A 14,254-nucleotide genomic window follows, 5' to 3' on the forward strand; every position below is an offset into this window, starting at 1 on the left:
CCGGGCCCGTCCCCGTATCCGCGTGAGTGCGGGTCAGAGCGCGTGCTCGTACCGCCGGTCCGGATTCCGGGCGAGCGAGTGCACAGTGACGAACTGGGGTTCGATACGCATGTGGACGGGGTCGAAGACCTGGCCGTCGATGAAATGCGGAACGGGACCGAAGAGCTCCAGTTCGGCGTTGGTGGGCTCGATGACCTGCGCCGTTCCGGTGAACTGGACCGACCAGAGTTCCGCGTCGGACGAATGGGAATTGTCGGCCCCGTACGCCACCACACTGCCGTCGCAGGCCTGGTGGTGGCCGAAACCGGAATGCATTCTCAGAACCACCCCGCCGTCCACCACGATGTGCCGGGCGAGCGCGAGGAACGGCAGCGCGCGCATGCTGGTGGCCACGCGGCCGTACGGCACCCGGCGCAGCAGGTCGACGGCGTGGAGTTCCTCGGGGGACATGGCGTCCACTCTCGGTCACCGACACCCGTCGGGGAAGAGCAGCCCGCCCCGAGCACCCAGGACCTTGGTCCCGCGTACCGCCACGAAGCGTGACGGCGGGAGTGTGCGCGAGCGGTGGGGTCAGCGGCGCTCGACCTGCAGGCGGGCCACGTAGGCGGCAGCCTGGGAGCGGCGCTCCATGCCCAGCTTGGAGAGCAGGCTGGAGACGTAGTTCTTGATCGTCTTCTCGGCCAGGTGCAGGCGCTCACCGATCACGCGGTTGGTCAGACCCTCGCCGATCAGGTCGAGGATCTTCCGCTCCTGCTCGGTGAGGTTCGCCAGACGGTCGTCGCCTCGGCCGGTCCTGCCACCGTCGCGCAGCCGCTCCAGCACACGGGCGGTGGCGATCGGGTCGAGGAGCGACCTGCCGGCGGCGACGTCGCGTACGGCGCTCAGCAGCTCATTGCCACGGATCGCCTTGAGCACGTAACCGGAGGCGCCGGCCATGATCGCGTCGAACAGTGCCTCGTCGTCGGCGAAGGAGGTCAGCATCAGGCATTTGACGCCCTCGTCCTGCGAGCGGACCTCGCGGCAGACCTCCACACCGCTGCCGTCGGGGAGGCGCACGTCGAGGACGGCCACGTCGGGACGGGTGGCGGGGATCCGGACCAAGGCATCCGCGGCGGTACCGGCCTCGCCGACGATCTCGATGTCCTCTTCGACCGACAAGAGCTCGTGGACGCCCCGACGCACCACTTCGTGGTCGTCCAGGAGGAATACCTTGATTTTTCCGTCTTCGCGCACGAAGTCAGTTTCACACACTCACCCCTTCCCTGCCGGAGTTACCCGGGATAACGTGCCGTTGTTCCCGGCCCCTGCAAGGCTGTGACCAGTGGTTGTTCCCGTTGCTGCGTCTTTACTAGGAAATCCAAGCAAAAACGCAGGTCAAACGGGGTTTCGCAGTTATGCGACACACTGGGTAACGTGCATTGCGCAGGGCACTCGCCGGGACACCTGTCACGCCTGAATCCCCGTACGCGAGGCGCACCCACCCCGTGCGCTCGTTACGGATACAGGTGAGCCGCACTGGACCCCGGAGAACCCGGGTGCCGGACCGACGGAGGAGCACACGTGACCGTGGAGAGCACTGCCGCGCGCAAGCCGCGACGCAGCAGCGGCACCAAGCGGGCGGCAGGCGCGGCGAACGCCGCCGCCAAGCCCGCCGCTGCCACCGCGCAGACGCAGGACGCCGTACCTCAGCTCGTACAGCTGCTGACGCCCGAAGGGGACCGCGTCGACAACGCGGAGAACGCCGAGTTCGCCCCCTTCGTCGCCGACATCACCACCGAGGACCTGCGCGGGCTGTACCGCGACATGGTCATGACCCGTCGGTTCGACGGCGAGGCGACCGCCCTGCAGCGTCAGGGCGAGCTGGGCCTGTGGGCCTCGCTCCTCGGCCAGGAGGCCGCGCAGATCGGCTCCGGCCGGGCGCTGAACGACGAGGACTACGTCTTCCCGACGTACCGCGAGCACGGCGTGGCCTGGTGCCGCGGGGTCGACCCGACCAACCTGCTCGGCATGTTCCGCGGCGTGAACCACGGCGGCTGGGACCCGAACACCAACAACTTCCACCTCTACACGATCGTCATCGGCTCGCAGACGCTGCACGCGACCGGTTACGCGATGGGTGTGGCCAAGGACGGCGCGGACTCCGCGGTCATCGCCTACTTCGGCGACGGCGCGTCCAGCCAGGGCGACGTCGCGGAGGCGTTCACCTTCTCCGCCGTCTACAACTCCCCCGTGGTGTTCTTCTGCCAGAACAACCAGTGGGCGATCTCCGAGCCGACCGAGCGCCAGATGCGCGTGCCGCTCTACCAGCGCGCGCAGGGCTTCGGCTTCCCGGGTGTACGCGTCGACGGCAACGACGTGCTGGCCTGCCTGGCCGTGACCCGCTGGGCCCTGGACCGGGCCCGCCGCGGCGAGGGCCCGACCCTGGTCGAGGCGTTCACGTACCGCATGGGCGCGCACACCACCTCCGACGACCCGACGAAGTACCGGCGGGACGAGGAGACGGCGGCCTGGGAGGCGAAGGACCCGATCCTGCGCCTGAAGGCCCACCTGCTGGCCACCGGGGGCGCCGACGAGGCGTTCTTCACGGAGCTGGAGGCGGAGAGCGAGGCGATGGGCAAGCGCGTGCGCGAGGCCGTGCGTGCCATGCCCGACCCGGACACCATGGCGATCTTCGAGAACGTCTACGCGGACGGGCACGCGCTCGTCGACGAGGAGCGCGCCCAGTTCGCCGCCTACCTCGCGTCCTTCGAGGAGGGTCACTGATGGCTGTCGAAAAGATGTCGATCGCCAAGGCGCTCAACGAGTCGCTGCGCAAGGCGCTGGAGCAGGACCCCAAGGTCCTGATCATGGGTGAGGACGTCGGCAAGCTCGGCGGCGTCTTCCGGATCACCGACGGTCTGCAGAAGGACTTCGGCGAGGAGCGGGTCATCGACACCCCGCTCGCCGAGTCCGGCATCGTCGGCACCGCCATCGGTCTGGCCCTGCGCGGGTACCGGCCGGTCGTGGAGATCCAGTTCGACGGGTTCGTCTTCCCCGCGTACGACCAGATCGTCACGCAGCTCGCGAAGATGCACGCCCGCGCCCTGGGCAAGGTCAAGATGCCCGTCGTCGTGCGTATCCCGTACGCGGGCGGCATCGGCGCGGTCGAGCACCACAGCGAGTCCCCCGAGGCGCTCTTCGCGCACGTGCCGGGCCTCAAGGTGGTCTCGCCCTCGAACGCGAGCGACGCCTACTGGATGCTCCAGCAGGCGATCCTCAGCGACGACCCGGTGATCTTCTTCGAGCCGAAGCGCCGCTACTGGGACAAGGGTGAGGTCGACTTCGACGCCATCCCCGGTGAGCTGCACAAGGCGCGCGTCAGCCGCGAGGGCTCGGACGTCACCCTGGCCGCCTACGGTCCGATGGTGAAGGTCTGCCTGGAGGCCGCCGCCGCGGCCGCCGAGGAGGGCAAGTCGGTGGAGGTCCTCGACCTGCGCTCGATGTCCCCGGTCGACTTCGACGGGATCCAGGCCTCGGTCGAGAAGACCCGCCGGCTCGTGGTCGTCCACGAGGCGCCGGTCTTCCTCGGCGTGGGCGCGGAGGTCGCCGCTCGCATCACGGAGCGGTGCTTCTACCACCTGGAGGCGCCGGTCCTGCGCGTGGGCGGTTTCCACGCCCCGTACCCGCCGGCCCGCCTGGAGGACGAGTACCTGCCCGGCCTGGACAGGGTGCTCGACGCCGTCGACCGCTCGCTGGCGTACTAGGAGACCCGCGTCATGACCATCCGCGAATTCAAGATGCCCGATGTGGGCGAGGGCCTCACCGAGGCCGAGATCCTCAAGTGGTACGTCCAGCCCGGTGACACGGTCACCGACGGTCAGGTCGTGTGCGAGGTCGAGACGGCCAAGGCCGCCGTGGAACTGCCGATCCCGTTCGACGGTGTCGTGCACGCGCTCCTCTTCGAGGAGGGCACCACGGTCGACGTCGGCCAGGTCATCATCTCGGTGCAGACGGGCGAGGCGGAGGCCCCGGCCCCCGCCGCCGCGGCCGTGGAGGCGGCCCCGGCCGCCGCCGAGCCGGCCCCGGCCGCCCGCCAGCCCGTGCTGGTCGGCTACGGGGTCTCCGAGGCCTCCACCAAGCGCCGCCCGCGCAAGGCCGCCCCGGCGCCCGCCGTGGCCGCGCAGAACGGCACGGCGGCCCCGGTGGCCGCGCCCGCTCCGGCGGCTCCGGCCGCACCGGCGCCGCTCCCCGCGGTCCCGGCGCAGCCGAGCGGTGAGCGGCCGCTGGCCAAGCCGCCGGTGCGCAAGCTCGCCAAGGACCTCGGCATCGACCTGGCCTCGGTGGTCCCCACCGGCGACGGCGGGGTCGTGACCCGGGAGGACGTCCACGCGGCGGCCGCCGCGGCGATCACCCCGCAGGCAGCCGCCCCCGCGGCGGCTCCGGCCGCCGCCCCGGCAGCGGTGGCCGCGCCCGTCGCGCAGGCCGCGGCCCCCGCGGTCGACGCCTCGGTGCGGGAGACCCGTATCCCGGTCAAGGGCGTCCGCAAGGTCACCGCCCAGGCCATGGTCGGTTCGGCGTTCACCGCGCCGCACGTCACCGAGTTCATCACCTTCGACGTGACGCGCACGATGAAGCTGGTCCAGGAGCTGAAGGCCGACCCGGACCTCGCGGGGCTGCGGATCAACCCGCTGCTGCTCATCGCCAAGGCCGTGCTGGTGGCCGTCCGCCGCAACCCGGACGTCAACGCGTCCTGGGACGAGGCGGCCCAGGAGATCGTGCTCAAGCACTACGTCAACCTGGGCATCGCGGCGGCGACCCCGCGCGGGCTGATCGTCCCGAACATCAAGGACGCGCACGCCAAGACCCTCGGCGAGCTGTCGGAGTCGCTGTCCGCGCTGGTCGCCACGGCCCGTGACGGCAAGACCTCCCCGGCGGACATGCAGAACGGCACGATCACCCTCACCAACGTCGGCGTCTTCGGCGTCGACACCGGTACGCCGATCCTGAACCCGGGCGAGTCCGCGATCCTCGCGGTCGGTGCGATCAAGCTCCAGCCGTGGGTCCACAAGGGCAAGGTCAAGCCGCGCCACGTCACCACCCTGGCGCTGTCCTTCGACCACCGTCTGATCGACGGCGAGCTCGGATCCCGCTTCCTGGCCGACATCGCGTCGGTCCTGGAACACCCCCGCCGCCTGATCACCTGGTCGTAGCAACACGTAGAACGCCCCACCCGATGGCCGGTCTCCCTCGTGGAGACCGGCCATCGGCCTTCGCGCGGCCATGAAGTCGCCGAGATACAACGGGTGTCGGAGGAACCGTCCGACGTCCGGGATACGTTTCTTCTGTCGTGCCACTGCTCGTACGAGAGGGGACCAGCGGATGGAACTGACCGAAGAAATCGCCGCTTACCACGACGGAGCGGGTGAACCCGGGCGCCTGGTGGGTGAGTTTCGCAGGTCGGTGCTGCTGGCCCCGCTGGAGCACGGGCCCGGCGGGGGCCTGATGTCCGCCGTCCAGGGCGGCGTCCGCTGGGTGTACGCGTTCACGGACGAGGCGGCCCTCGCCCGCTTCGCGCAGGCGCGCGGGGCCGGGGACCGCGAGTGGGAGTACCTCGCGATCCTCGGCGCACGGCTGGTCGACGTGATCGTCCCGATGATCGACGGACCGGCGGGCGTCGCGGTGAACGTGGCCGACGAGAACGCGGCGATGCTGTTCCCGCCGGTCGTGGGCATCGTGCCCGAGGCCTGCGCCGTCGACCGTACGGATGCCGCCTGATGGCGGGCGACGGGGACCTGGAGGTCTCGCCGGCCGCGGTCGCGGGCATCCAGAAGGGCCTGCGCGGGGCCATCGCCGAGCTGCGCGAGTCCTCGGACGCGGCCGGCGCCTCGCAGGGGGCCGGTTTCGGCGACCTGGCCATGACCGGCATGGAGGCCGGCCACATGGGGCTGGCCACCGACTTCGAGGACTTCTGCGAGCTCTGGGAATGGGGCGTGCGCAGCCTCGTCCAGAACGCCAGTACCCTCGCGCGCTCCCTCGGTATCGCCGCCGGCACGGTGTGGGAGGAGGACCAGTACCTCCAGGGCGCGTTCAAGGTCGCGGCCAACGCCGCGTACGGCAACCCGCACGCGAGCGAGGACGAGATCGAGCAGAAGGGCTGGGGCGACATCTTCCGGGCCGACGTCTACAAGCCGGACTACAGCGCGGAGTCGTTCGAGAAGAGCGCGCAGGACATCGAGCAGACCTGGTCGGACACGGGGGACAAGCTGACCTCCAGCGGGAAGATCGGCTCCTTGAAGGACCTGCTGGACCAGGCGGACGGGGGGCGCTGACCGATGGGTTGGAGGGATTTCGTACCGGACTCCGTCGAGGACTGGGCCGAGGACCGGGTCGAGGACGTCGGCGACGCCATCGAGTGGACCGGCGACAAGGTCGCCGACGTGGCGGAGGACGTCGGCCTCGACGAGGCGGGCGACTGGATCCGCGACAAGAGCCGCTCCGCCGCCAACCAGCTCGGCGCGGACGTCGCCGAGATGGAGCTCGGGCAGACCGAGGACCCGAAGAAGCTGGTCTACGGCAGCGTGTCGAAGATCCGCGCGCAGGTCTCGCACCTGAGCGACTTCGAGCTCTCGTTCACCCTCGTCGGCAACGGCCTGAAGGCCCTGGAGGGTGACGGTCTGAAGGGCGCCTCGGCGGACGCGTTCCGGGACGCGATAGCCAAGGAGCCGCCGCGCTGGTTCAAGGCGGCCGAGTCCTTCGGCAAGGCCGCCGACGCGATCAACCGGTTCGCCGACACCGTGGAGTGGGCGCAGGGCCAGGCCAAGGAGGCCCTGGAGGACTACAACAAGGCCAAGAAGGCCTCGCAGGACGCGCGCAACGCCTACAACAAGTCGATCGACGTCTACAAGGACGCGGTCGAGGCGAAGAAGGACACGCTGCCACCGCGACCGGCGGACGATTTCACCGATCCCGGCGTTCCGCTGGCCAAGGCCGCCCAGGACAAGCTCGACACCGCGCGCAAACAGCGCAACGAGGTCGCGGAGACGGCCCGTACGGCGATCCGGGCGGCCCGTGACGCGGCCCCGCCCAAACCCTCGTACGCCGCGCAGCTCCAGGACGGCATGGACTACCTGGACCTCGCGCAGACCCACCTGGCCGGCGGTGTCGTCAAGGGCACCGCCGGCCTCGTCAACTTCGCCCGCGCCCTGAACCCGACCGACCCGTACAACCTGACCCATCCCGCCGAGTACATGACGAACCTCAACTCGACGGCCGCCGGTCTGGTCACCATGGCCAACGACCCGTGGGGCGCGGGCAAGCAGATGCTCGACGAGTTCATGAAGGACCCCTCCGAGGGCGTGGGCAAGATCCTGCCCGAACTCATCGGCTCCAAGGGCCTGGGCGCCGCCAAGAAGGCCGGCTCGGCCGCACGGCACCTGGACGACCTGGACGACGCGAAGGGTCCGGGCCGCAGGGAGACCGACCGGCACGGACCGCACCACGGTGAGCGGTCCGACGGGGACAAGCCCAGCGAGGGCACCGACCCCGTCGACCTCGCCACCGGCCGGATGTACCTCCCGCAGACGGACCTGGTCCTCCCCGGTACCTTCCCGTTCGCGTTCACCCGCCGGGCGGAGTCCGGCTACCTGGCGGGCCGCTGGTTCGGCCCGACCTGGTCCTCCACGATCGACCAGCACCTGGAGATCGACGCGAAGGGCGTCGTCCTGGTCTCCGAGGACGGCCTGCGGGTCGGCTATCCGCATCCCGCGCCCGGTGTGCCCGTGCTGCCCGTGTCGGCGTCGGGCCCGCGCCGGCCGCTGGCGCGCACCGCGGACGGCGACTGGACGCTGACGGACCCGATGACGGGCACCGTGCGCCGGTTCACCCCACCGGTCGACGGCGCCGAGAACGGCATCGCGCCGATCGCCCAACTGGAGGATCCGAACGGCAACCACGTCGTCTTCGAGTACGACGCGCACGGCACACCGCTGGGCATCTCCCACTCCGGCGGCTACCGACTGGGCTTCGAGACCGACGGCGGCCGGATCACCGCCCTGCACCTGGTCGGCGGCGGCCGCGTCCTCGCGTACGGATACACCGACGGGAACCTGACCGAGGTCACCAACTCCTCCGGACTGCCGCTGCGGTTCACCTACGACGACCGCGCCCGCATCACCGCGTGGACCGACACGAACGACCGCCGCTACGAGTACGCCTACGACGACCTCGACCGGTGCGTCGCGGAGGCCGGTGAGGCGGGCCACATCGCCCTCACCTTCCGCTACGACGACGTGGACCCGCGGACCGGTCACCGTGTGACGCGGATGACGACCGCCGCCGGGCACACCCGCAGCTATCTGATCGACGAGCGCTACCGGGTGGTGGCCGAGACCGACCCGCTCGGCGCGGTCACCCGGTACGCGTACGACGGCGGCGGCCACCGGATCGCGCACACCGACCCGCTCGGCCACACCACCCGCAGCACCTTCGACGACACGGGCCGCCTGGTCTCCTTCGTCCGGCCCGACGGCCGGGAGGCGCGCGCCGAGTACAACGACCTCGGGCGTCCCGTCAAAGTCGTCTCCGTGGACGGCTCGGTCGTCCGCCAGACCTACGACGAACGCGCGAACCGCACCTCGGTCGGCCGCCCCGACGGGACGGTCACCCACTTCGGCCACGACGAGCACGGCCACCTCACCACCGTCACCGACCCCATGGGCGCGGTCACCCGGATCCGCACCGACCGGGCCGGGCTGCCGCTCGCCGTCACCGACCGGCTCGGCGCCACCACCACGTACGAACGGGACGCCTTCGGGCGCATCACGTCGGTCACCGACCCGCTCGGCGCGGTCACGCGCATGGAGTGGACGGTCGAGGGCAAGCCGCTGCACCGGACCGACCCGGACGGACGCCGCCGCTCGTGGACCTACGACGGCGAGGGCAACTGCCTGACCCGTACGGACGGGGACGGTCCGGACGCCGGGGCGGTGCACTTCGAGTACACCCACTTCGACCTCCTCGCCGCCCGCACCGACGCCGACGGCGCGCGCCACACCTACGCGTACGACGCCGAGCTGCGACTGACCGAGGTCCGCAATCCGCAGGGCATGACCTGGGAGTACGCCTACGACCCGGCGGGCCGGCTCGTCCGGGAGACCGACTTCGACGGCCGGGCGCTCGACTACGGCTACGATCCCGCGAGCCGGCTCGTCACCCGCACCGACGCCCTCGGGCAGCGGATCACCTTCGAACGGGACGCCCAGGGGCACACCGTGCGCAAGGACGCGGGCGGCACGGTGACGACGTACGAGTACGACGTCTTCGACCGGCTCGCCGTCGCGGTGTGCGGGGACAGCGTGCTGACCCGGCTGCGGGACCGGGCGGGCCGGCTCCTCCAGGAGACGGTCGACGGCCGCACCCTCACCTACCGCTACGACGCCCTGGGCCGCCGCACCGGCCGGACCACCCCGACGGGGGCCGTGGCCACCTGGGGGTACGACGTCGGCGGCCGCCACGACGCCCTGACCACCTCCGGCCGCCGCATCGACTTCACCCACGACGCGGCGGGCCAGGAACTCAGCCGTAGGTACGGCGACGCCGTCACCCTCGACCAGGCGTGGGACGACACCGGCCGGCTGGTCGAGCAGCGGCTGACGGGCTCCGGGCAGGCCGTGGTGCAGCGCCGCGGGTACACCTACCGCTCCGACGGGCTCCTCACCGCGGTCGACGACCTGCTGGCCGGGCCGCGCAGCTTCGACCTCGACCCGCGCGGCCGGGTGACGGCGGTGCACGCCGAGAACTGGACCGAGCGCTACGCCTACGACGAGGCCGGCAACCAGACCTCCGCGTCCTGGCCCGGCGACCACCCCGGAGGCCAGGACGCCACCGGACCGCGCACCTACGAGGGCACCCGGTTGACGGGCGCGGGCCGGGTCCGCCACGAGTACGACGCCCTCGGCCGGGTGGTGCTCCGCCAGAAGCCCCGGCTCTCGCGCAAGCCCGACACCTGGCGCTACACCTGGGACGCCGAGGACCGGATCACCGCCGTCACCACCCCGGACGGGACGCGCTGGCGGTACACGTACGACCCGTTGGGGCGGCGTACGGCGAAGGAACGGATGACGCCCGACGGCCTGGCGGTGGCCGAGCGCACGGTCTTCACCTGGGACGGCAGCGTGCTGTGCGAGCAGACGAGCACCTCGGCGCAGGCGGCCGGCGGGATCGCCCTGACCTGGGACCACCGCGGTCTGCAGCCGATCGCGCAGACGGAGCGGATGCTCGACGCGCGCCAGGAGGTGGTGGACGAGCGGTTCTACGCCATCGTCACCGACCTGGTGGGCGCGCCCACCGAACTCGTCGACGAGCGCGGTGAACTGGCCTGGCGCAGCCGCTCCACGCTGTGGGGCTCGACGGCCTGGAACCGGGACGCCACGGCGTACACGCCCCTGCGGTTCCCCGGCCAGTACTTCGACGCCGAATCGGGCCTGCACCACAACTACTTCCGCACCTACGACCCCGAGACCGCCCGCTACCTGAGCCCGGACCCGCTGGGCCTGGCGGCGGCCCCCAACCCGGTGACGTACGTAGCCGACCCCCATCGGTGGTGCGATCCCTTCGGGCTGGCGCCCTACTCGGACAGCACCCGGGCGGCGCAGGGCGTCGACCACCAGCTCAACGAGGCGGAGAGCGGCAAGGACAACCACTACCTCAAAGGCATCAACGGCGACGAGGTGAAACTGGAGAAGTACCTGCGGGGTCATCTGCAGTCGCCGGCCAACTACGTCGACGACGCGACGGGGGCGCGGATCATCATCGACCGCAGCCTCGACCCGTCCAGGCCGGTGGCCATCATCCGCCAGGACAATATGATCCACGCGTACCACATCGAGCCGGAGGACCTCTCCAACTACATCACCCCCCGCGATGGCAAGGATCAGGCGAAGTGGCGCACCCCGAAACCCGACGAGATCAATGAGTAGCCCCGCTCCCACCCCCCGCGAGCCCGCGCCCGACTGGCCGGGCTACCACGCCGAGCCGTCCTACGACCCGGGCCGCAGCCGGGTCTTCCCGGCCCCGGTGCCGGCGGAGCTGAGGGTGCTCGGCGACGAGGTCCGGGCCGCCGACTGGCCGGTGCGGCTCGCCTTCCGCGCCTCCCGCGTCGAGCTGCTCGACACGCTCTGCCGCTGGCAGACCCTGCGCGCGCTGGCGTACCTGCACCTGCTGGCCGCCCGCAGGGGTGACGAGGGGCTGCCGGCCGACCTGCGGGTGGTCCCGGGCCCGGACACGGCCGGCGATCCGCGCCTGCCGGAGCTGCTGACGCGGCTGGAGCGGGCCGCCGTGGACCTCCCGGCGGACCTGCTGGACTCGATCGTCTGCGACAGCGGCGGACTGCTCGCGGACAACCGGTTCGCGGCATCGGTGCTGGCCGCCGGGCTCACCACCGATTCCCGGCCGCGGGACCCGGACGAGGCGGTCTCCCGGGCCGTGGTGCTCACCAGTTACTGGTACGAGGTGCCCGAGCGGCGCGGCGCCCTGGCCCTGGCGTGGAGCGCGAACGTGTTCGTGCGTTCCTGGCTGGCGTGGTCGCGGCAGTTCGTCCACGGCGACCCGGCGGGCGGCATCGGCATCACCTCGGACCCCCGCCCGCCCCGCCCGCGGGCCGCCGCCCTGCCGGATTGGGCGGCGCCCCTGCTGGAGCGGGTCCAGGGCTCCCCGTGAGGGCGTCCGTACGGTCCGCGAGGTAACCTCCGCCCGGGGAAGGGGGCGCGGGTGTCCATCGCCGAACTGCAGGTGTACTCCGTCGAGGAGGCCGACGTCACGGGCGGCGTGTGCGTGGTCCGGTGCGTCGGTGGGGTGGCCCGGGCCGGACAGGTCTACGCCGTCGGGGAGTCCCGGATCGGCCTGCGCCGGATCGAGCGGCACGGGCGGGCCGTCGGCTCCTTCGAGGCCGGGCACATCGCGAAGGTCCACCTCGCGGGTGCCATGGTCGCCCTCCTCACCCGGGGGCAGGTGCTGACCTCGGTGCCGCCCGACGGGCACGCGCTGGAGGAACTGGAGGCCTGGCTGGCCACCGACCCGCCGTTGCGCGACGAACCGCACCCGCGGACCCTGCGCGTCCTGGCCGGGGTGCGGATGCGCGACGAGCGGCTGCCGGACGCGATCCGGCTGCGCTGGGGCCGGGTCGCGCTGGCCGCCACCCACCGCTGCGCGCGGGCCGAGGGCGGGCCCGAGCTGCTGAGGGCGCCCGAACTGGCCTCCGTACAGGTCTACTTGATCGAACAGTTCGGCCCGGACCGGGGCGGTGACCCGGCCGCCCTGTGCCGGGAGCTGCTGGCGCTGATGGACCTGGAACCGGGGCAGGCCGCGGCGCAGGGCCGGGCCTGGCGGGACCTCCCGTACCACCGGATCCGGCATCTGCGCCGGATCAAGAGCCTGATCCCGTGGCTGGTGCTCGTCCGGCCCCACCTCGCGGACACCGACCCGTCGGCGAGGGCGGTCGACGCCTGGTCCGAGGTCCGGCCCGAACTCCCCTGAGGTGCCCGGTCGGCCCCGGTCGGGTCGGCCTACCGGGCCGCGTTGCCCAGGACCTTCGTCGGGGTGATGCGGACGACCACGCGGACGTCCTCCGCCGGGGCGTCCGCGTACTCCTTGCCGGCGCCCGGGCCCATGTACTCCTCGGCGATGCGGACGGCCACCGCCCGGCCGATGTCCTCGGTCACGGTGGCCGTGCCGCGGATCTCCACGTAGAGGAAGGGGTTGGCCAGGTCGAAGACGGTCAGGCCGACCCGACCGTCCCGGACGATGTTGCGCTCCTTGCGGCGGCCCTGCTCGGTGGAGACCAGCAGGTCGCCGCCGTCGCGGGTCACCCAGATCACCGAACTCTGGGGACTTCCGTCGGGGTTGATGGTCGACAGGACTGCGGGGTGCGGCGCGTCGAGCAGCCCCCGCACGGTCTCGTTCAGCTCAACAGTCATGGTCGCGAGGCTAGTCGGAGGACCGGTGGCGTGCCGTCGGATTACGGCCGGGGCCGTCGACTACCCGAGGTCGGCGACGGTGCGGACGGAACCCGGCTCATTTCCAGGGAATGTTGAGCCAGGGGCTGGCCGGGTCGGTCGTCAGGGCGAGATGGGCGGCCAAGGCGGTCGTGTACCAGGTGCCGAACTCCTCCTCGTCGAAGTGCAGACACCGGCCGAGGACGTACCCGGCGGAGAACTCCGCCCACGAGCGGTACATGTCACGCGCGGCCTCCCCGGCGCGCAGTACGGCCTTCTCGGCCTCGGCGACGGTACCGTAGCGGCAGCTGACGCCCCAGCGGGCCATCTGCGAGGCCCGGCCGATGTCCCAGCCCTCCACCGAGCGGACCCAGCCGTCCTCGGGGAGCAGTCCGTCGGCCCGGAAGCGCTGTTCGTAGCGGGTGATCCGCCCGATGAGGCGTTTGACACCGGCTATCTCCCCCTCGACCTCGGCCGCCGGACGCGGTCGGGCGCCGGTGACGCCGTCGGGGGTGAGCTGCGGTTCGGCGGCGCGTTCGGCGCCGCGGCGCAGGCTCGCCTCGGCGACGTGCCGCCAGTGCTCGATGTCCACCGGTCCGGCGAAGTCGGAGGCGAGGGCGCGCCGGACGCGGAGCGCGTACTCCCAGACGGGGCTGACCATCCCGCGGTCCAGCAGGGTGTCCAGGGTGGCGAGCCAGTCGGGCCGGTCGGTGATGCTCCAGCTCTTCGCGACGCGGTGGCGCTCGTACTGGTAGCCGCTGCCGTGGTGGGCGAGGGAGTTCCAGAACTCGCCGTTCGTCACGGCGAGATGGCAGCCGACGGCGAGGCCGTGGGCGACGGGCCCGTGCAGCGGGCCGCCGGTGAACAGGGCGTGGATCCTGCCCTCGGGCAGGCCGTAGTGCGGGGCGGCCTCCGCGTGGGCGCGCCAGCGGGCCAGGTCGGCGGGGGTGGTGGTGAGGTAGGCCTCGACGGGGGACCGCGGGTTCACGGCGAGGAAGGCGGGGTCGTCGGCGTCCCAGACCTCGGAGAACCAGCGCAGGCTCCGGGACTCGTAGACCGTCTCGGGGGTGGGGGCGGGCAGCATGCCGGGGGTGTGGACGACGAGCGTCCGGTCCGGGGTGGCGTGGAAGAACACCGAGTCGGGGTGCTCGTCGGACCGCTTGCGGGACTGCGCCACGTACAGCGGAGTGCGGGCCAGTACGTCGAAGTAGGCGGCCCAGTCACCGGCGGACTTGGCCTCGTACAGCTCTCTCTCGATGGCGCTCGGCGCGATCCACGTCCCCATA

The 14,254-nt window shown here is 71.8% G+C and carries 12 protein-coding genes; 8 read left to right on the forward strand and 4 right to left on the reverse strand.

The genetic code is table 11. The features are described 5' to 3' along the window. Positions 1-33 precede the first annotated feature (33 nt). Positions 34-450 (reverse strand): pyridoxamine 5'-phosphate oxidase family protein, encoded by a 417-nt coding sequence (locus OG624_RS21200; protein ID WP_033214804.1) that lies wholly within the window; start codon positions 448-450, stop codon positions 34-36. 120 nt (positions 451-570) lie between these two features. Next, on the reverse strand, positions 571-1,233 hold the full coding sequence (locus tag OG624_RS21205) for a response regulator (protein WP_033214803.1): 663 nt from the start codon (positions 1,231-1,233) through the stop codon (positions 571-573). Positions 1,234-1,560: 327 nt separating this feature from the next. On the opposite strand from OG624_RS21205, the gene pdhA reads away from it, so the two are divergent. From pdhA to OG624_RS21245, 8 genes are all read left to right on the forward strand, one after another. Continuing rightward, a complete protein-coding gene (gene pdhA / locus OG624_RS21210; RefSeq protein WP_033214801.1) occupies positions 1,561-2,763 on the forward strand; it encodes a pyruvate dehydrogenase (acetyl-transferring) E1 component subunit alpha in 1,203 nt (400 codons plus the stop codon). After that, on the forward strand, positions 2,763-3,743 hold the full coding sequence (locus OG624_RS21215; RefSeq protein WP_030010542.1) for an alpha-ketoacid dehydrogenase subunit beta: 981 nt from the start codon (positions 2,763-2,765) through the stop codon (positions 3,741-3,743). Before pdhA ends, OG624_RS21215 begins: the two co-directional genes overlap by 1 nt. Positions 3,744-3,755: 12 nt before the next feature. Further along, complete coding sequence (locus OG624_RS21220) at positions 3,756-5,189, forward strand: dihydrolipoamide acetyltransferase family protein (RefSeq protein WP_033214795.1); 1,434 nt, start codon at positions 3,756-3,758, stop codon at positions 5,187-5,189. 169 nt (positions 5,190-5,358) lie between these two features. Continuing rightward, entirely contained in the window at positions 5,359-5,754 is a 396-nt protein-coding gene (locus tag OG624_RS21225; protein ID WP_033214793.1) for a hypothetical protein, read from the forward strand. Further along, positions 5,754-6,308, forward strand: a complete 555-nt coding sequence (locus OG624_RS21230; protein WP_033214792.1) for a hypothetical protein — start codon at positions 5,754-5,756, stop codon at positions 6,306-6,308. Before OG624_RS21225 ends, OG624_RS21230 begins: the two co-directional genes overlap by 1 nt. A 3-nt stretch (positions 6,309-6,311) precedes the next feature. Next, on the forward strand, positions 6,312-10,955 hold the full coding sequence (locus OG624_RS21235; RefSeq protein ID WP_051762403.1) for a putative T7SS-secreted protein: 4,644 nt from the start codon (positions 6,312-6,314) through the stop codon (positions 10,953-10,955). Beyond that, entirely contained in the window at positions 10,948-11,694 is a 747-nt protein-coding gene (locus tag OG624_RS21240) for a hypothetical protein (protein ID WP_033214790.1), read from the forward strand. Before OG624_RS21235 ends, OG624_RS21240 begins: the two co-directional genes overlap by 8 nt. A gap of 51 nt (positions 11,695-11,745) precedes the next feature. After that, a complete protein-coding gene (locus OG624_RS21245; RefSeq protein WP_033214787.1) occupies positions 11,746-12,510 on the forward strand; it encodes a hypothetical protein in 765 nt (254 codons plus the stop codon). Between the two features lie 29 nt (positions 12,511-12,539). Here OG624_RS21245 and OG624_RS21250 read toward each other — a convergent pair whose 3' ends face one another. Both OG624_RS21250 and OG624_RS21255 read right to left on the reverse strand, forming a co-directional pair. Then, positions 12,540-12,950 carry a PPOX class F420-dependent oxidoreductase gene (locus OG624_RS21250; RefSeq protein WP_030714256.1) on the reverse strand — a complete coding sequence of 137 codons (411 nt, stop codon included), beginning with the start codon at positions 12,948-12,950 and terminating at the stop codon, positions 12,540-12,542. Positions 12,951-13,047: 97 nt separating this feature from the next. Further along, positions 13,048-14,253: a DUF1266 domain-containing protein gene (locus tag OG624_RS21255; RefSeq protein WP_371639701.1), complete on the reverse strand. Its 1,206-nt coding sequence runs from the start codon at positions 14,251-14,253 to the stop codon at positions 13,048-13,050. Between the last annotated feature and the right edge of the window lies 1 nt (position 14,254).

It is taken from the genome of Streptomyces virginiae, from assembly GCF_041432505.1.
Taxonomy (GTDB): domain Bacteria; phylum Actinomycetota; class Actinomycetes; order Streptomycetales; family Streptomycetaceae; genus Streptomyces; species Streptomyces virginiae_A.

What these genes read in the sequence shown, in the direction of transcription:
- OG624_RS21200 (WP_033214804.1), bottom strand. Translation starts at nt 450, where the DNA reads ATGTCCCCCGAGGAACTCCACGCCGTCGACCTGCTGCGCCGGGTGCCG.
- OG624_RS21215 (WP_030010542.1), top strand. Translation starts at nt 2,763, where the DNA reads ATGGCTGTCGAAAAGATGTCGATCGCCAAGGCGCTCAACGAGTCGCTG.
- OG624_RS21220 (WP_033214795.1), top strand. Translation starts at nt 3,756, where the DNA reads ATGACCATCCGCGAATTCAAGATGCCCGATGTGGGCGAGGGCCTCACC.
- OG624_RS21225 (WP_033214793.1), top strand. Translation starts at nt 5,359, where the DNA reads ATGGAACTGACCGAAGAAATCGCCGCTTACCACGACGGAGCGGGTGAA.
- OG624_RS21230 (WP_033214792.1), top strand. Translation starts at nt 5,754, where the DNA reads ATGGCGGGCGACGGGGACCTGGAGGTCTCGCCGGCCGCGGTCGCGGGC.
- OG624_RS21235 (WP_051762403.1), top strand. Translation starts at nt 6,312, where the DNA reads ATGGGTTGGAGGGATTTCGTACCGGACTCCGTCGAGGACTGGGCCGAG.
- OG624_RS21240 (WP_033214790.1), top strand. Translation starts at nt 10,948, where the DNA reads ATGAGTAGCCCCGCTCCCACCCCCCGCGAGCCCGCGCCCGACTGGCCG.
- OG624_RS21250 (WP_030714256.1), bottom strand. Translation starts at nt 12,950, where the DNA reads ATGACTGTTGAGCTGAACGAGACCGTGCGGGGGCTGCTCGACGCGCCG.
- OG624_RS21255 (WP_371639701.1), bottom strand. Translation starts at nt 14,253, where the DNA reads ATGGGGACGTGGATCGCGCCGAGCGCCATCGAGAGAGAGCTGTACGAG.